The sequence below is a fragment of the Embleya sp. NPDC008237 genome, from assembly GCF_042956465.1.
GTDB lineage: Bacteria > Actinomycetota > Actinomycetes > Streptomycetales > Streptomycetaceae > Embleya.
The window spans coordinates 37,781-55,311 of sequence record NZ_JBIBGL010000035.1; the positions used below are offsets into that span (position 1 = coordinate 37,781).

Genomic DNA, 17,531 nt, shown 5'->3' on the forward strand with positions numbered 1-17,531 from the left:
GATTCGACATGATATCGATCGTTTACGGTTGTTAACCGGGCGTACCTTCAAGCGTCACACCACAGACCACGCGTCGTCCTACCGACCACGCGTCGTCCCACCGACCGTCGTCCCCGGCGCGTCGACCGCGCCGCGCAGGACACCGGGCCGGCCGCGTGGGACACCGGACCGCAGGAGAGCCCATGGACGCCACCAGGCCACCGCGCGCCGCCCCCGCCACCGGCGGCTCCGCCGCCCGCTCCACCGTCGGCGCCGCAGCGCCCGGCCCGGTCACCGCCGGTCTGCGACCCGATGCCGCCGGCCGCGCCGATGCCGCCGGCCGCGCCGATGCCGCCGGCCGTGCCGACGCCGGGCGTGCCGACGCCGCCGGGCGCGCGGGCGGCGTGGCCATCGAGACCCGGTCGATCGACTACGTCCCGGCTCGGGAGCGGCACGGCAAGGTGTGGCACCAGGGGCCCTTCTGGTTCACCGGCAACTTCGTGCTCACCACGATGGTCACCGGCTTCATCGGCCCCGCCCTCGGCCTGGGCCTGGGCTGGTCGGTGCTGGCCGTGGTGCTCGGCGCGTGCTTCGGCACGTTCCTCATGGCCTTCCATGCCAACCAGGGCCCGCGGATGGGCCTGCCGCAGATGATCCAGTCCCGCGCCCAGTTCGGCATCCGCGGTGCGATCGTCCCGTTCGTCTCCGTCGTGTTCGTCTACGTCGGCTTCAACGTCTTCAACGTGGTGCTGGCCACCGAGGGCCTCCAGACCGTGCTGCCCGGCGGCTCGACGCTGTGGTATGCGGTGCTGATCTCGATCGCCATCGTGCTCGCGGTGGTCGGCCACGACCTGCTGCACCTGGTCCAGCGCTGGCTGACGTACGCGCTGATCGCCGTTTTCGGCGTGCTCAGCATCGGCGCCATGGTCAACCTCGACGTGGCCACGCCCGCGGGCGGCGGCGGCATGTCCTGGACCGCGTTCCTGGTGGTCTTCTCCGGCGCGGCCGGCTACCAGATCAGCTACGCCGTCTACGTCTCCGACTACTCCCGCTACCTGCCCGCCGACGTACCCGCCCGCAAGGTGATCTGGTGGACGTACGCGGGCGCCGCCGGCTCCGCCGCCTGGCTCATGTCGCTGGGCGCACTGCTCGCATCGGCGCTGCCGGACCCGGACGCGATCGGCGCGGTTCGTCGGGTGGGCAACGACATCGTGCCCGGCTTCGGCACGTTCGCCGTGCTGGTCTCCTCTCTCGCGCTGATCAGCATCATGGCGGTGAACGCGTACGGCGCGATGCTCACCACGACCAGCGCGATCGACGCCTTCCGCCCGGTGCGGCCGACGGTGCGGGTCCGGGTGGCCGGGATCGTGGCGATCGAGGCGATCGTCTTCGTGGTCGCGATCGTGCTCCCGGACGACTACCTGGGCAGCTTCAACGACTTCGTGCTCATGATGCTGTACTTCCTCATTCCGTGGACCGCGGTCAATTTGGTCGACTTCTACCTGGTTCGTCGCGGCCACTACGCGGTGACCGCGATCTTCGACCCGCGCGGCATCTACGGCCGCTGGTCCTGGCGCGGTCTGACCGCCTACACGGTCGGCTTCGCGGCGATGATCCCGTTCTTCAAGACGAGCTTCTTCACCGGCCCGGTGGCCGACGCGCTCGACGGCGCGGACGTGTCCTTCGTGGTCGGCCTGCTGGTCGGCGGCGCGCTGTACGCGTGGCTGTGCCGTGACCTGGACCTGACTGCCGAACGCGCCGCGGAGCGCGCGAGTGAGGCCGAACTCGAAGGCGCGGACGCGCCGTTGGGGGTGTGACGTGACGGAGACCCTGGTCGCCTGCGCGCAACTCGCGCTGTCCGTGGGCGACGTGGCGGGCAATCGCCGAGCCGCGCTGGCCGCGATCGAACGCGCCGCGGCGGCCGGTGCGGACGTGCTGGTGCTGCCCGAACTGGTCAACAGCGGCTACGTGTTGCGCGACGCAGCCGAGGCGGCGGCGCTCGCCGAGCCGGTGGACGGGCCGACCGTGACCGGTTGGGTCGAGGCGGCCCGGCGGCACGACCTGATCGTGGTCGGCGGCTTCGCCGAGCGGGACGCCGACGGGGCGATCCGCAACTCGGCGGTGCTGGTCGACCCGAGCGGGGTACGCGCCTGCTACCGCAAGGTGCATCTGTGGGGCCGGGAGGCGGAACTGTTCGTCCCGGGCCGCGAGTTGCCGCCCGTGGTGGAGACCGCCAAGGGTCGGATCGCGGTGCTGGTCTGCTACGACGTGGAGTTCCCCGAATGGGTGCGCACCGCGACGCTGCGCGACGCGGATCTGCTGTGCGCGCCGGTGAACTGGCCGTACGCCCCCAGGCCCGCCGGCGAGCGGCCCGCGGAGGACATCCGGGTGCAGGCCGACGCCGCGGTGAACCGGGTCTTCATCGCCGCGTGCGACCGGGCCGGCCCCGAACGCGGCACCTCGTGGGTCGGCGGCTCGATCATCGTCGACCCGGACGGCTTCCCGCTCGCCGGCCCGCCCGCCGAGGACGCCGAACACCTGCTGCTCGCCCGCTGCCGGCTCACCGACGCCCGGGACAAGCGAATCGGCGCACACAACGATGTGTTCGCCGACCGCAGACCCGAGCTGTACGGGTCGATCCTGACTCCCACGGCCGACCGGGGTGCGGCTTCGGGCGATCGCGCGGGCGTGCCTTCGGGCGATCGCATGGGCGTGGCTTCGGGCGATCGCGCGGGCCTGCCTTCGGACGGTCGCATGGGCGTGGCTTCGGGCGATCGCGCGGGCCTGCCTTCGGACGGTTGCATGGGCGTGGCTTCGGGCGATCGGGCTGCTGTCGCCGCCTCGGATGGCCGCGCCGGCGTCGTCTCGGACGGCGCCGTGGACGCGGACGCGCGTACGGCCGAGGGTTCGAACGACGCCGGGGGCTCGAACGACGCCGCGGGCTCGAATGACCTTGCCGCCGCTGCGCCGCACGACCGTGCCGTCACCGTTGCGCCGCACGACCGTGCCGTCGCTGCCTCGGACGACCGCACCGCCTCTGCCTCGGATGAGCGCACCGCCACAGTTTCGAACGACCGCACCACCGAAAGGACCGAGCGATGACCGGCGCTCCTCAGGGCCCCATCGACGCCACGCGCGTACCGCGCTTCGCGGGACCCGCGACGTTCGCGCGCCTGCCGCGCGCCGACGAGGTCGAGCACGTGGACGTCGCGGTGGTCGGAGTCCCGTTCGACAGCGGCGTCAGCTACCGACCCGGCGCTCGATTCGGCCCCGCGCACGTACGCGCCTCCTCCAAGCTGCTGCGGCCCTACAACCCGGCCCTGGACGTCTCGCCGTTCGCCGAGCAGCAGGTCGCCGACGCGGGCGACATCGCGGTCAACCCGTTCGACATCGGCGCCGCCATCGCGGACCTGGAGCAGGCCGCGCGCGCGTTCTCGGCGCGCGGCACCCGGCTGTTGACCATCGGCGGCGACCACACCATCGCGCTGCCGTTGCTGCGCGCGGTGGCCGCCGAGCACGGCCCGGTCGCGGTGGTGCACTTCGACGCGCACCTGGACACGTGGGACACCTACTTCGGCGAGCCGTACACCCACGGCACGCCGTTCCGCCGGGCGTCGGAGGAGGGTCTGCTCGACCCGACCCGCTGCCTGCACGTGGGCATCCGCGGACCCCTGTACGGCCCCGACGACCTACGCGAGGACGGCGTGTTGGGCTTCCAGGTCGTGCACAGCGACGACTACCAGGACGCCACCGTGGCCTCCGTCGTGGAACGCATGCGCCGCCGGCTGGGCACCGGACCGGTGTACGTCTCGGTCGACATCGACGTGCTCGACCCGGCCCACGCACCCGGCACCGGCACTCCGGAGGCGGGTGGCCTGACCAGCCGCGAACTGCTCAACACGCTACGCGGACTGGTCGGCCTGGACGTCGTCGGCGCGGACATCGTCGAGGTCGCGCCCGCCTACGACCACGCCGAACTGACCGGCATCGCCGCCGCGCACGTGGGTTACGAATTGTTGTCCGTCCTCGCCCGCAACCGCCGCGACGGCCTGCCGGCCTGACCGGACGCACCCTCGGGCCGGCCCCTGCGCGAGATGCGCGGACGGCCCAAGCGCGGCGACCGCTCACGGGGGCGGTCGCCGTGCGGGATATCTTCGTGATCGTCGCTGCGCGGAGCGGCGGGCGCGGCGGGCGGGCGCCGTTGCGCGGGCTGCCGGGCTGCCGGGCTGCCGGGCGGCTGAGTGGTCGGGCGGTCGCGCCGTCGCATGGTTCGCACGGCCCGCGTGATTCGCGCGATTCGCGCGGCCGGTGTACGGCGAACTGCCGGTGCCCGGCGGGGCGGCACGAAGGTTCGAGGCTTGCAAAGGTGCGGGAAAGGGACGGCACGGGATGAAGTACGTAAAGCTCGGCAACACGGGGTTGGACGTCTCGCGGATCAGTCTCGGCTGCATGAGCTACGGCGTGCCGGAGCGCGGCACGCACCCCTGGACGTTGCCCGAGGAGGCGGCCCGGCCGCTGATCCGGCAGGCCGTCGAGGCCGGGATCAACTTCTTCGACACGGCGAACGTCTACTCGGACGGCACCAGCGAGGAGATCGTCGGCCGCGCGCTGGGCGAATTCGCCCGACGCGACGAGATCGTGATCGCCACCAAGCTCAACGGCCGGATGCGGCCCGGACCCAACGCGGCCGGCCTGTCCCGCAAGGCCGTGATGACCGAGATCGACAATTCGCTGCGCCGGCTCGGCACCGACTACGTGGACCTGTACCAGATCCACCGCTGGGACACCGCGACCCCGATCGAGGAGACACTCGAAGCGCTGCACGACGTGGTCAAGGCGGGCAAGGCCCGCTACATCGGGGCTTCGTCGATGTACGCATGGCAGTTCGCCAAGGCCCAGTACACCGCCGAGCGACACGGCTGGACGAAATTCGTCTCGATGCAGAATCACCTCAACCTGCTCTATCGCGAGGAGGAGCGGGAGATGTTGCCGCTGTGCGTCGACCAAGGGGTGGGTGTCATCCCGTGGAGCCCGCTGGCCCGAGGCCGGCTCACCCGCGACTGGGGCGCGGACAGCGCGCGCAGCGAGACCGACGAGTTCGGAAAGACCCTGTACGGCGAGGCGGACCGGCCGATCGTCGAGGCGGTCGCCACGATCGCCGAGGAACGCGGCGTATCGCGCGCCCAGGTGGCCCTCGCCTGGCTCGCGACGCGCCCCGGCGTGACCGCGCCGATCATCGGTGCCGGCAAGCCGACCCACATCGAGGACGCGGTGGCGGCGCTGTCACTGACCCTGACCGAAGCCGAGATCGACCAACTCGAACGTCCCTACACCCCCCGCCCGGTCGCAGGCTTCGCCTGACCGAAGCGACGGCGCCGCGGGCAGGCACAACCCCCGCGGCCCCGCCGCTCTGGGACGTGTGCGGCTCCTCCGCGTCCACCGCTCGCGGGTGCGTGCGCTGCTCGCGTCCGCGTTCACTGCTCGCGTCCGCGTTCACTGCTCGCGTCCGCGTTCGCTGCTCTGGGCGCGTGCCGTGCTCGCGGTGTGTTGCGCTGCTCTCGTCGGTGTCGGCCGCTCTCGGGTGTGTGCGGTGCTCTCGTCGGTGTCGGCCGCTCTCGGGTGTGTGCGGTGCTCTCGTCGGTGTCGGCCGCTCTCGGGTGTGTGCGGTGCTCTCGTCCGTGTCTGCCGCTCTCGGGCGCGTGCGCTGCTCGCGTCCGAATTGGCTGCTCTGGGGCGCATTGCCCTGCTCGCGTGCGTGTCGGCTGCTCTCGGGTGTGAGCGGTGCTCTCAGGTGTGTCCGCCGCTCTGGGGCGCGTGCGGTGCTCTCGTTCGCGTCCGCTGCTCTGGATGCGTGCGGTGCTCTCGTTCGCGTCCGCTGCTCTGGATGCGTGCGGTGCTCTCGTTCGCGTCCGCTGCTCTGGGCGCGCTGCCGCTAGCCAAGCGTCCTGTCTGCTGCTCTCGGGTGTGTGCAGTGCTCTCGGATATGTGCGCTGCTCTCGTGGGCGACCGCGACCCTGCCCCCGTGCCGGGGGGCGCCGACTACGCCAACGTGCGTCGCCCGCCCGGGTGTGCATCCGGCCACCGCGGAGGACGACTCCACGCTCCTCGCCGAAGCGGCTGGACTCGGACGGCAAGGCCGCTACACACCACGCGGCGAGCGGAACGGACCTACTCGCCCCAACGGACCGCAGAAGTGCACGCATACGCCGAGTGCGGACACACGCGGGGGAAGATCGTGGTCTGCATCCGAGCCCGTTCCACCGGTTCGGGGCCGCCCGCGGCTTCGGCCGCGGTGCCTGCGCTCGTGGGGGATTCGCGGGTCGGTCCGGTGTCGAGCTGTGAGCGGAACTGCGTTGTGTGGCAACGGATATGGGAGCGACGGGCTCGGGTTGCGGCCGGTGTTGTAACAGTCGCGGTACGGAGTCGGTGGTGGGGCGGATGTCGGCGGGTGCGGCCGATACTCTCCTGTGCGCGGGCCGTCCCGTGGGGGTGACGTAGCGTCGGATCCGGTCGGGGGGAAGCGTGTCGGACGAGTGGCAGGTGCCGTCGAACGCCGAGGGCGACGACTGGTCGGAGGGCCCCCCGATCGACGTGGGGGTGCCCAGTGTCGCGCGGGTCTACGACGCGATCCTGGGTGGCAAGGACCACTTCGCGGTGGATCGGGCGATCGCCGACAAGGCGATGGCGGCGATGCCCAATGCCCGGGTCGGCGCCGGTCTGAACCGGGCGGTCCTGGAGCGCGGTGTGCGGTACATGGCCGAGTGCGGCATCGATCAGTTTCTCGACCTGGGTTCGGGGCTGCCGACCGTACGCAATACCCACGAGGTGGCCCAGGAACGCAATCCCGAGGCGCGGGTCGTCTACGTCGACAACGATCCGATCGTGCTCGCGCACGGGCGTGCGCTGCTCGCCGAGAACGACCGTACCCGCGTGGTGACCGCCGACGTGCGGGATGCCCGGGACGTGCTGTCCCGGCCGGACGTCGTCGAACTCCTGGACCTGAAGCGGCCCGTGGGCCTGCTCCTGGTCGCCGTGCTGCACCACCTCGCGGACGAGGACGACCCGGCGGGGGTGGTCCGGGCCTACCGCGAGGCGTTGGCCCCCGGGAGCTTCGTGTTCATCACGCACTTCAGCGATGCCACGCCCGAGGGACGCGAGTTGGAGCGGTTGTTCCTGTCCACCCTGGGCAGCGGGCGGTTTCGCAGCCGGGAAACGATCGAGAGCTTCTTCGAGGGCACCGAACCGGTGGAGCCGGGCGTGGTCTTCCTGCCGCACTGGCGCCCGGATGCGCCGGTGGCGGACGACTCGACGTACGCGGGCCTGACCATGATCGGTGGGCTGGGCCGCGTGCCGGACGCCTGACCGGTCGCGCCCCCGGCGCGGTCGAGACGGCCGTACCGCCGTCCGGTGTGGACCGGGCGGCGGTACGGGGAGTACGGGGGTGCGGTGGGCGGTCTCCTTCCTGCGGTGGCGGAGACCGTCGGGCTATTTGAGTCCGTTGTCGAGTGCGGTGATCAGGGCCCCGTTCGAGGTGTCGCCGGACATCTCCCAGATCATCGCGCCGAGTAGGTTCTTGGATTTGAGGTAGGCCGTCTTGCGGGCGATCGACCAGGCGTCGTCGAAGGTCCACCACTGGCCGCCGGCCCCGGTGTATCCGTAGGTCGACACGGATTGTTCGTCGTGGTAGACGGTCAGGTTGGGCACACTGGCGAGCAGGTTCGAATAGCCCCTTGTTCCCGCCTCCTCGGGGAACTGGCCCGGCGCCGCCCCGCCCGCAGCCTGCCATTCGCCGTGTGCGCCGCCGTCGGCGACGGCCTGCCAACCTCGGCCGTAGAACGGGAAGCCGATGGTGAGCTTGCGCGGATTGACGCCGGCGTCGGTGTAGATCTTCACCGCGTCGTCGATGCTGAAGTGGGTCGGATACGGGTCCTGGGCGTCGGTGTACAGGTTGGCCTGGTCACCGGTGCGGTTGGGCTCCCACGAGTTGTCGCTGCCCGCGCCGTGGAAGTCGTAGCCCTGGACGTTGGCCACGTCCAGGTAGTCGAAGATCTTCGAGGTGTCCCAGCCCTGGTTCACCTTGACCGGGTCGGCCGGGGTGAACGCGGTGAGCAGCTTGCGCGGCCCGGGAGTTGCGTCGAGCTGCTTGCGGAACTCGGCGAGCAGCAGGGTCAGGTTCTGCTTGTCGTTGACGTTGTAGTGGTTACCGGCGTGGCCGTCGGGCGAGCCGGGCCACTCCCAGTCCACGTCGATGCCGTCGAAGATGCCCGCGCCGGTGCCCGGTCCGCCCGCGCCGTTGTAGGCGGGCAGGTCGCCCTTGATCCAGATGTCGATGCAGGACTTGACCAGCTTCTGCCGGGACGCCTCGGTGGCCGCCGCGTCCGAGAAGAACTTGGAGTAGGTCCAGCCGCCGAGCGAGACGACCACCTTCAAGTGCGGGTACTTCGCCTTGAGTTGCTTGAGCTGGTTGAAGTTGCCGCGGAGCTTGGCCCAGCCGTCGTCGGCCACCCCGTTCACCGACTGCGCGGCGGACATGGGCCGGGCGTAGTCGGCGTCCGCGTCGCCCGCGCCGGTGCCCTGGTCGGGATCCTGCGGGTTGGCGGTGGTGCCCTTGGTGACGCCGGCCATGCAGGTCAGGTTGACCGGATCGATGTTCTCGAACGCGTAGTTGATCACGTCGAGCTTGGCCGCCGAGCCGGAGGTGTCCAGGTTCTTGACGAAGTACTGCCGGCCGTAGATGCCCCACTGCACGAAGTAGCCGACCCGCAGGTTCTTGCCGGTGCCGGCGATGTCGTCGGTGGTGACGTCGAGTGCGGTGGAGGCGGGCGAGGCGTTGTCCGCCGCGTCCCGGGCCTTCACGGTGAAGGTGTACTTGGTGACGGGGGACAGGGCCTCGATCGTGGCCGCGGTGGTGCCCGCGGGGACGGTCTTGGCCAGGGTGCCGTTGCGATAGACGTCGTACGCGGCCACGCCGACGTTGTCGGTCGAGGCGGTCCAGGCCAGCGCGACCGTGGAGGAGGTCTTGCCGGTGCTGCGCAGGGCGCCCGGCGCGGTCGGCGGGGTCGGATCGCTCGCCGGGTCCACGGTGGTCACCGTGGCGGGTGGGCCGAGCGGGCCGAGGTTGCCCCGGGTGTCCTTGGCCCGGACCGCGTAGGTGTACGCGGTGGCCGGGGTGAGGCCGGTGAGGGTGGCCGAGGCGGTCGGTACGCTGGCGACGGTGGCGCCGCCCGAGACCACCTCGTAGCCGGCCACCGGGTAGTCGCCGCCGGTCGCGGCGGTCCAGCCGAGCGCGATCGAGTGGGCGGTCACGGTGGTGGCGTGCGGGGCGCCGGGTGCGGAGGGCGGTACGTCGGGCGAGCCGTCGCACTTGTCGCCGTTGACGGTGCAGTGCGTGGGCGGCCCGGCCGGGCCGTTGCCGACGAACCAGTAGCTGAACGGGTCGGTGCTGCCGCCCGCCGCGACGGTCCCGTTGTAGTAGGCGTTCTTGACCGAGACATGGCTGCCGGTCACCGTGGCGTCGCCGTAGTAGTTGCCGGTCACGGTGACGCCGGCAGGCAGGTCGAACTCCAGTTGCCAGCCGGTCACCGCGGCGGTGCCGCCGTTGTGGACGACGTAAGTGCCCTTCCACCACGAGCCGTTGTCCTGGATGGAGAACGTCGCGGTGAGCTTCCCGGCGGCCTGTGCGGCGCCGGCGTTCAGGCCGGTGAGTACGGCCAGGGGCAGGACGAGGACGGCGAGCAGGGCGAGGGCCCGGCTCCGGAAACCGTTGTGGAATCTGCTGCGGAATCTGCGCTTGTGAGGGGACATGGCTCTCTCCCTGTGTGCGTGGAACAGGGCGGTACGGAACCGTGCACGCGCGCGCCTCACCGGGGTGATCACGGTCGGCGAATGGGGACATCGACCGCGACCAGGAAGCAGTCGCTTGGCGAATTGGTCTGGACCAAAACGCCTATTGGAAGGTAATTGGTCTGGACCAAAACGTCAACAGTTCGATGTTCGCCGGCCCGCCGGGCACACTCGGAACGTGCCGCGGACTCGGAGCGCGGACTCGGAACGCGGACTCGGAGCGCGGACTCGGAACGCGGGCCGATTCGCGTGTGAACCGGGAAGTTCGGCCCGCGCCCCGGTGCCTCCCGCGGGGTACCTCCCGCCGGGCTCAGGCGGCGGGTCGATTCGCGTGTGGGGCCAGGAAGTTCAGCACCCGATGCCAGGCATCGGCGCAGGCCGCCGCGAACCGCGACTCGTCGGCGCCGAGTTCGAAGAAGCCGTGCGGTGCGTCCGGGTACGTGACGAACTCGTGCGGGCAGTCGGCGTCGGTCAGCGCCGCGTCGAACTCGGCGACGGCCTCCGCCGGGATGTACGGGTCCGCCCCGCCCCACAACCCGAGTACGGGAGCGGTGAGTTCGGCGGCGAGGCGGGTCGGTCCCGGTGCACCTTCGAGGGTGCCGGGGAATCCGTAGAAACCGATCGCTCCGGCGGTGCCGAATCGCGGCGCGGCGGTACGGAACGCCTGGCGTCCGCCGAAGCAGAACCCGAGTGTGACGATTGCCCGCGCGCCTTCGGTGCGAAGTCGATCCGCTGCCGCGATGATGTCCGCGTCGAGGCCGGCCGCGGTCAGTCGGGTCAGGTGCGGCATGAGGTTCTCGATTGTGGCGAAATCCGCGGTGCGGTCGCCGTATTCGGCGCCCGCCGTACGGCCGAAATAGTCCGGGGTGAGTGCGGTATGGCCCTGTTCGGCGAGTCGGCCGCACACCGCCGTATAGAAGCCGGACAGGCCCCGATTGTCGGGAAGTACCACGACCCCGACCCCCGACGGCCGTTCCGGGACGGCCAGGAAGGCGCCGAACTCGGTGCCGTCGGCCGAGGTCAGCGTCAGTGGGCCGGCCGCGGCCGGCTCGGTTGCCGTACGTCCGTGGGTGGGTGGGACGGCGTCGAATTCATGGCACACGGGATTCCTCGCAGATCTCGTCGGGAGGGGAACGCCGGCGGTTCGCGTGCGGTCGGCACGGTCCGCGATCGAAAGGCGTTCGTCCGGACGATATTAGCGAGAAATCCAATGGCTTTTCGCCATCATATCGGATCCGGGTTAATTCCAAAAGATATCCCGCGCAAAATCGCAGTCAATTCATATCGGGCAACGACGGTCGGGTGCGGCGGAGTTCGCCCCGAATCGGATGCGGCGGAGCTTGCCCGGAATCGGATGCGGCTGTGCGGCTCGGATGCGCGGCCTCTTCGGTCCGGTGGGCCCGGTGGGCCCGATGGGGTGCGCGGTCGCGGTGCACCTCACCGCACCGACCGGGTTGCACCAGGCCGCGCGCCGCGCCCGTCCCCCGCGAGCCGGGTGGTTGGACTACCGTGCTGTTCTGCGGGGTGGGCGGATCATCGAGAACGGAAGCGGATCGTTGAGCGAGGAAGAACCGAATCGACCGGCGGACTCCGACACGCCGGATGCGCGGATCCGGGCCGCACACGAACTGCGCACCGAACCGCACCCCGACCGGGCCGGACATCCCGACCGGGCCGGACATCCCGACCGGGCAGGGCATCCCGACCGGGCCGGCGACCCCGACGCCGACGCCGAACCGGACATCGCGCCGGTACTCGCGTGGTGTACGTGCCTGCTGTGGCGCTCCCGCCTGCCATGGCCCGCGCACGAGCACCGGCGCGCGTTCGACGAGCACCTCGCCCAGGTCCGGCACGCCGCGTCGATCCTGCCCGCCGGCCTGCTCGACGGCCGCTTCGCGTGTCTGCCGTGCGCGGACGAGGACGCCGCGCTCGCGGTCGCGGAGACCTGGATAGACCTGGGCAGCGCACGCAGCCGGCTGTTCCTGGACGGCAGCGTCGTGGTCATCGCCTTCGCCGACGTGCAGTTCCCCACCGAGGTCGCGCTGTGGGCGCTGCGCCACGATTACGCCGACGCGTCCGCCGTCCACCTCCTGCATGCCCTGGAGCACGCGGCACGGCCACGCCCACCACAGTGACCGCGCCCCCGCCGCGGTGAAGCACCCACCGCAGCCGGGCAGGGCCGGCGCACCGACCGCGCGCCCACCGAACCGACCGCGCGCCCACCGCGCCCACCGCACCGACCGCGCGGCCTCGGCACCGCCGGCCGAGCAGACCGCCCCGCCGCACCCCGCCGCACCCCGCCGCACCCGCGACGATCGCCCGCGGATCAGATCGAGGCGGCCATCCGCCGGACCGCCTCGGCGACGATGTCGGGGTGGGTGGCCAGATTGAATCGGGCGTGTCCCGCACCGCCGGTGCCGAAGCCGGTGCCGCAGGTCAGCGCGACCCGGCCCCGGTCGAGGAAGTGTGTCGCCGGGCTGTCGCCCAGGCCCAGTTCGCGGCAGTCCAGCCAGGCCAGATAGGTGCTCTCGGCCGGGGTGTAGCGCACGCTCGGCAACTGCTCGGCGAGCAGTCGGGCCAGCAGCCGCCGGTTCTCGGCGAGCCCGGCCAGGAGCGCGTCCAGCCACGCCGCGCCGTCGCGCAGGGCCGCGGTGTGCGCGATCACCCCGACGTGGCTGGGGCCGTCCGCCACCTCCACGGGCAGCCGGGCCAGGTCGTCGGCGGCCCCCGGGCCGGCCACGGCGAGGGCGGCCTTGAGGCCGGCCAGGTTCCAGCCCTTGGACGCGGACATCAGCGACAGGCCGTTCGCGGCGCCGGGTACGCGCAGGTAGGGCACGAACACGTCCGGCGGGGCGAGCGGCGCGTGGATCTCGTCCACCACCACGCGCACCCCGTACTCGGCGGCCAGCGCGGCCACGGCGGCCAGTTCCGCCTCGGTATGCACGGTGCCGGTCGGGTTGTGCGGGCTGCACAGCAGGTAGGCGACCCGCTCGCCGGTCGCGGTCGTGGTGCGGAACGCGGTCTCCAGGACGTCGAGGTCGATCCGGTGATCCGCGCCGAGCGGGGCTTCGACGATCTGCCGGTCCATGTGCGTGACGAACATGAAGAATGGCGGGTACACCGGAGAGTTGACGATCACCCGGCCGCCGGGGTCGGTGACCAGCTTGAGCATCTCCACCACGCCGAGCATCACGTCCGGCACGATCGCGGTGCGCTCCACCGCGAGGGTGTGCCAGTTCCAGCGCTTGGCCGCGAAGTCGGCCAGAGCCCGGGCGTAGCCGGTGCCCGAGGCGTAGCCGGTGTCGCCCAGGCGGACCGCGTCGATGATCGCCCGGGCGATCGGCTCGGCCAGCGGGACGTCCATCTCGGCCACCCACACCGGGAGCACGTCCTCCGGGTAGGCCCGCCACTTCTCGCTGGTGCGTTGCCGCAGCACGTCGAGCGAAAGCGCGCGCAACGGGTTGACGTTCTCGGATATGTGCTCCGGCAGACTCTCCATGACTCCCACCATAGGCGACGGATCCGGCGCGCTCGGGGGACGCCGCGGCGGTCCCGGGAGAGTTCGCACCGGGCGGATTCGCCCGGTTCGCCCGGCTGTCACGGCCCGGCGCAGGCCCGGGCGCGGATCGTATCCGCGCGGTCGGATCGGGGGATATGCCGGCCGATGGCGGTACGGGCCGGCAGGATGCTCGGTGTCCGGCTGCGTGCCGGGCGTCGGGGTGCGGGGGTACCGGATGGCCGAGCGTTCGTTCGTCGAATTCGTGCGTACGGCGACGGGATCGCCGCCGTATGCGTACCAGGAGACGCTGGCCCGGGACGAGTTGCCGCAGGTGTTGTGCGCGCCGACCGGCTGTGGGAAGACGGTCGCGGCCGTACTGCCCTGGTTGTGGCGGCGGTTGGCGCATCCCAAGCGCGCGGTGCGCCGGGCCACGCCCGGCCGGTTGGTCTACGTGCTGCCGCTGCGTTCGTCGACCGAGTACACCCATCGCCTCGTCGTCGAGTGGATCCAGCGGCTCGGCCACGGCGCCGACGTGGACGTGCACGTGCTGTCCGCCGGCGCCGAACGCGAGGCGGACGACTGGCAGGTGCGGCCAGCACGGCCGGCCGTCCTCGTCGGCACCCAGGACGTGGTGTTGTCCCGGCTGCTGATGCGCGGGCACGGCGAAGGTCGGGCGTCCTGGCCGCTGTCCTTCGGATTGCTGCACGCCGGTACCCAGTTCGTCTTCGACGAGCCGCACCTGATGGGGCCGGGGCTGGAGACCTCGGCCCAACTCCAGGGCCTGCGCGACGAATTGGGGACGGTGGGTGGCTCGGCGACGATGTGGATGTCGGCGCTCGCCGATCCGACCCGACTGGGCACCCCCGACCATCCGACGGTCGCCCGGGTGGTGAACGCGCTCGACCTGCCGATCGGCGCCGAGCTGGCCCGGCGGCTGGATGCGGCGCGCACCGTCGAGTTCGCCGCCATGCCCACCGACGCCGAGTCCTACCCGGCCGCGGTGGCGGCCGAACTGCTGCGCCGACACCGTCCCGGAACGCGCACGCTCGCGATCGTGAACACGGACGAACGGGCCTGCGCCATCCGGGCAGCGCTGGAGCGAATGTTGCCCGGCCGGGCAGCCGCGCCCGAACTGCTGGGCCTGCACGCGTTGCTTCGCCCGCCCGAACGCGCCGCCCTGGTCGAACGATCGACCCGGGAGCCGGGTGCGCCAGGACAGATCGTGGTGGCCACCCAGGTCGTGGAGGTCGGCGTCGAGATCACCGCGCGGGTGCTGCTCACCGAGGTGGCCGCGTGGCCGGCCCTGGTACAGCGGGCCGGGCGATGCAACCGGGACGGCCGCGAGCCGGACGCGCGACTGCTGTGGGTGTGGCCGCCGACCGACGGGTCCACCGGGACGCACCACGCGCCGTACTCGGAGCCGGAACTGCGCCGGGCGGCACGGGCGCTGATCGGCCTGGAGGGGTGCGCGGTGACCGGTACCCGATTGGCCCGGACGCCGATGGGCACCGACACCCCGGTGCGGCACGTGTTGCGGCGGGCGGACCTGTTGCGGCTGTTCGACACCCTGCCGGGCGTCGAGTCCGAGGCGGTCGAGGGTGCCGAAGAGGTGGCCCGATGGACCCGCGACGATGCCGATCCGCACGTTGCGGTGACCTGGCGACACTGGCCGAACGGCCGCCCCGAGGAACGCGAACCGTACCCGCGCCGGGTGGAGATGTGCCCGGCGCCGGCGACCGAGGTGGCCGTCGCGTGGGCCCGACGGCCGGACCGGTGGTGGACCTTCGATCGGGCCGGCGGCTGCCGGCCGTTGACCGCGAACGACCTTCGGCCCGGGGCGGTGGTGCTGGCCGACGCCGCGGTCGGTTGCTACGACGTGGCGTCGGGCTGGGGGGTGCGGCACGCCGGCCCGGTGCCGGTCGTCCCGCTCGACGAGGCGCCGAGCGCGGCCGAGGCGCCGACGCCGGCGTGCGGGCAGGGCTGGGTCGACCTGCCCCGACACCTGGCCGACGTCGAGCGTGATGTGCGGGTGGTGGCCCTGGAGTTGGCCGAGACCGGCTTCGTGATCCCCGGGCACCTGGTCGAGTCGGCGGCCGTCGCCGGGCGGTACCACGACCTGGGCAAGGCGCACGACGCGTTCCAGGCGATGTTGTGCGACGACTGCCCACCGGGCGCCGAACCCCCGGGCCCGGGCCCCTGGGCGAAATCGGGTCACGACCGGGGTCGGCACTCGCGCGCGCACTTCCGCCACGAACTGGTCTCCGCACTCGCCCTTTTGCACCCGGACGTGCACCTGCTGCACGACGCGGCCGACGCCGAACTGATCACGTACCTGGTCGCCGCGCACCACGGGCAGGTCCGGGTGTCGGTGCGGCCCATGCCGGACGAGGCCGGGCGGGCCGTGCCACGGGTGCTCGGCGTCGAGGCGGGGGACCGGTTGGGCCCGGTGGAGTTGCCCGGCGACCGGTGGGTGCCGGCGATCGTGCTGGATCCGACGGTGCTCTTCGCCGACGGCGGCGGGGACGGCCTCCGCGGTCGAACCGCAGCCGATCCGGGGACCGGCGTCGCGCCCGGCGACCGAGCAACCGGCCCGGCCGGCGCGCGGGTCGGCCCCCGGCTCGGCCCCCGGACCGGCATGGCGGGCCCGCCGACGGCCTGGACCGAGCGGGTACTGCGGCTGCGCGACGCGCCGGGCATGGGGCCCTTCCGACTCGCCTTCCTGGAAGCCCTGGTCCGGATCGCCGACCGCCGCGCCAGTCGTTCCTACCTGCTCCCGACTCCGCAACCCTGACCGACCCGCCGACCGCACTTCGCCGCCTGCCCTGCGCGCCTGTCCTGCGCCGCGCCGCAATCGGCCAGGCGGTGGCGGCGGTCCCGGCCGCGGCGGTACAGAGGGCTCCCGCCGACCGGCACGATGCGTGGTCATAGCATGCATTCGACCGTGAACCGGAAGGAGCGTCATCCGTGCGCAGGATCCTCGTCGTCGGTGCCGGCCACTCCGGGCTTCAGCTCGCGCTGGGGCTCCAGGACCGTGGCTACGACGTCACCGTGATGACCGAGCGGACGCCGGAGGAGATCCGGGCCGGCCGGGTCAGTTCGACGCAGATGATGTTCCCCTCGCAACTGGCCCTGGAGGCCGCCCAGGGGCTGGACCTGTGGGACGAGCAGGTGCCCAAGCTGCCGCAGACCGGATTCACCATCCCCGGGCCGGACGGCGTGCCGTTCGTGGACTGGCTCGGCGACATGGGCGGGTCCGAGTCGGTCGACCAGCGGGTGAAGATGTCCGCGTGGCTGGACCTGTTCGCCCGCCGGGGCGGCCACGTGGTGTTGCACCCGGTCTCGGTCGGCGACATCGACTGGTACAGCCGGCACTACGACCTGGTGATCGTCGCGGCGGGCAAGGGCGAACTGGTCACCATGTTCGACCGCGACCACGAGCGCTCGGTGCACACCGTGCCGCAGCGGCACCTGGCCGTGTCCTACGTGCACGGCGTCACGCCCCGCCCGGAGGTCGGCCGGCAGGCGGTCCATCTGAACGTGATTCCCGGCTTGGGCGAGTTGTACTACCTGCCCGGGCTCACCCTGTCCGGGCCGTGCGAGATCATCCTGGTCGAGGCGATACCGGGCGGGCCGTTCGACCGCTTCACCGGTGTCCGCGATCCGCTGGAACACTGGGGGTCCACCCTGGAGTTGATCCGCACCCACGCGCCCTGGGACTACGAGCGCACCCGGGCGGCCGAGTTGACCGACGCGCTGGGCGTGCTCAGCGGCGCGTTCACCCCCGTGGTGCGCCGCCCGGTCGCCGAACTGCCTTCGGGCGGGCTTGCCTTGGGCATCGCCGACGTGGTGGTGGCGAACGACCCGATCACCGGCCAGGGCGCGAACAGCGCGGCCCGTGCGGCGGCGGTGTACCTGGCCGCGATCGTCGAGCACGGCGACAAGCCGTTCGACCGGGACTGGATGCAGGAGACCTTCGAGCGATTCTGGGCGTACGCCCGGCACTCGGTGAAGTTCACCACCGCGCTGCTCGCGCCGCCGCCCGAGCACGTGGTGCGGCTCCTCGCGGCCGGCAACGAGCATCAGGAGGTCGCCGACCGGGTGGCCCGGGCCATCGACACACCGGCCGACTTCGAGAACTTCCTGTACGAGCCGGAGCGGACGAACGCCTACCTGAGCGAGGTCGCCGCGCGGGCCTGACCGGCTCGCGAGC

General features: G+C 72.0%; 11 protein-coding genes and 1 pseudogene. 9 read left to right on the top strand and 3 right to left on the bottom strand.

Going from position 1 to position 17,531, the window contains the following annotated elements; genetic code table 11:
• The first annotated feature begins 182 nt into the window (after positions 1-182).
• The 6 genes and pseudogenes from ACFZBU_RS46335 to ACFZBU_RS46360 all read left to right on the top strand — a co-directional run bounded on the left by ACFZBU_RS46335 (position 183) and on the right by ACFZBU_RS46360 (position 7,341).
• Positions 183-1,796 carry a purine-cytosine permease family protein gene (locus ACFZBU_RS46335; protein WP_391589871.1) on the top strand — a complete coding sequence of 538 codons (1,614 nt, stop codon included), beginning with the start codon at positions 183-185 and terminating at the stop codon, positions 1,794-1,796.
• Position 1,797: 1 nt separating this feature from the next.
• Complete coding sequence (locus tag ACFZBU_RS46340) at positions 1,798-3,081, top strand: nitrilase-related carbon-nitrogen hydrolase (protein ID WP_391589872.1); 1,284 nt, start codon at positions 1,798-1,800, stop codon at positions 3,079-3,081.
• On the top strand, positions 3,078-4,040 hold the full coding sequence (gene speB / locus ACFZBU_RS46345) for an agmatinase (protein WP_391589873.1): 963 nt from the start codon (positions 3,078-3,080) through the stop codon (positions 4,038-4,040). The genes ACFZBU_RS46340 and speB overlap by 4 nt, the downstream gene beginning before the upstream one ends.
• Before the next feature lie 328 nt (positions 4,041-4,368).
• Positions 4,369-5,340, top strand: a complete 972-nt coding sequence (locus ACFZBU_RS46350; RefSeq protein WP_391589874.1) for an aldo/keto reductase — start codon at positions 4,369-4,371, stop codon at positions 5,338-5,340.
• Between the two features lie 631 nt (positions 5,341-5,971).
• Positions 5,972-6,226: pseudogene (locus ACFZBU_RS46355) on the top strand (NADP-dependent oxidoreductase); the annotation flags it as partial.
• 275 nt (positions 6,227-6,501) lie between these two features.
• Complete coding sequence (locus tag ACFZBU_RS46360; protein WP_391589875.1) at positions 6,502-7,341, top strand: SAM-dependent methyltransferase; 840 nt, start codon at positions 6,502-6,504, stop codon at positions 7,339-7,341.
• Between the two features lie 123 nt (positions 7,342-7,464).
• Here ACFZBU_RS46360 and ACFZBU_RS46365 read toward each other — a convergent pair whose 3' ends face one another.
• Positions 7,465-9,783 carry a glycosyl hydrolase family 18 protein gene (locus ACFZBU_RS46365; protein ID WP_391589876.1) on the bottom strand — a complete coding sequence of 773 codons (2,319 nt, stop codon included), beginning with the start codon at positions 9,781-9,783 and terminating at the stop codon, positions 7,465-7,467.
• 349 nt (positions 9,784-10,132) lie between these two features.
• Positions 10,133-10,924, bottom strand: a complete 792-nt coding sequence (locus ACFZBU_RS46370) for a dienelactone hydrolase family protein (protein ID WP_391589877.1) — start codon at positions 10,922-10,924, stop codon at positions 10,133-10,135.
• A gap of 454 nt (positions 10,925-11,378) precedes the next feature.
• On the opposite strand from ACFZBU_RS46370, the gene ACFZBU_RS46375 reads away from it, so the two are divergent.
• The gene (locus tag ACFZBU_RS46375; protein WP_391589878.1) at positions 11,379-11,957 is read left to right on the top strand and encodes a hypothetical protein; all 579 of its coding nucleotides are present in this window, start codon (positions 11,379-11,381) and stop codon (positions 11,955-11,957) included.
• A gap of 191 nt (positions 11,958-12,148) precedes the next feature.
• Here the strand turns inward: ACFZBU_RS46375 and ACFZBU_RS46380 are convergent, their stop codons facing one another.
• Positions 12,149-13,321, bottom strand: coding sequence for a MalY/PatB family protein (locus ACFZBU_RS46380; RefSeq protein ID WP_391589879.1), 1,173 nt, complete (start codon positions 13,319-13,321; stop codon positions 12,149-12,151).
• Positions 13,322-13,556: 235 nt separating this feature from the next.
• Here ACFZBU_RS46380 and ACFZBU_RS46385 point away from each other — a divergent pair, with 235 nt between their 5' ends.
• Positions 13,557-16,112 carry a CRISPR-associated endonuclease Cas3'' gene (locus ACFZBU_RS46385; RefSeq protein ID WP_391589880.1) on the top strand — a complete coding sequence of 852 codons (2,556 nt, stop codon included), beginning with the start codon at positions 13,557-13,559 and terminating at the stop codon, positions 16,110-16,112.
• 173 nt (positions 16,113-16,285) lie between these two features.
• Positions 16,286-17,518, top strand: coding sequence for a styrene monooxygenase/indole monooxygenase family protein (locus tag ACFZBU_RS46390; protein WP_391589881.1), 1,233 nt, complete (start codon positions 16,286-16,288; stop codon positions 17,516-17,518).
• Positions 17,519-17,531 lie beyond the last annotated feature (13 nt).

What these genes read in the sequence shown, in the direction of transcription:
- ACFZBU_RS46335 (WP_391589871.1), top strand. Translation starts at nt 183, where the DNA reads ATGGACGCCACCAGGCCACCGCGCGCCGCCCCCGCCACCGGCGGCTCC.
- speB (WP_391589873.1), top strand. Translation starts at nt 3,078, where the DNA reads ATGACCGGCGCTCCTCAGGGCCCCATCGACGCCACGCGCGTACCGCGC.
- ACFZBU_RS46350 (WP_391589874.1), top strand. Translation starts at nt 4,369, where the DNA reads ATGAAGTACGTAAAGCTCGGCAACACGGGGTTGGACGTCTCGCGGATC.
- ACFZBU_RS46365 (WP_391589876.1), bottom strand. Translation starts at nt 9,783, where the DNA reads ATGTCCCCTCACAAGCGCAGATTCCGCAGCAGATTCCACAACGGTTTC.
- ACFZBU_RS46380 (WP_391589879.1), bottom strand. Translation starts at nt 13,321, where the DNA reads ATGGAGAGTCTGCCGGAGCACATATCCGAGAACGTCAACCCGTTGCGC.
- ACFZBU_RS46385 (WP_391589880.1), top strand. Translation starts at nt 13,557, where the DNA reads ATGGCCGAGCGTTCGTTCGTCGAATTCGTGCGTACGGCGACGGGATCG.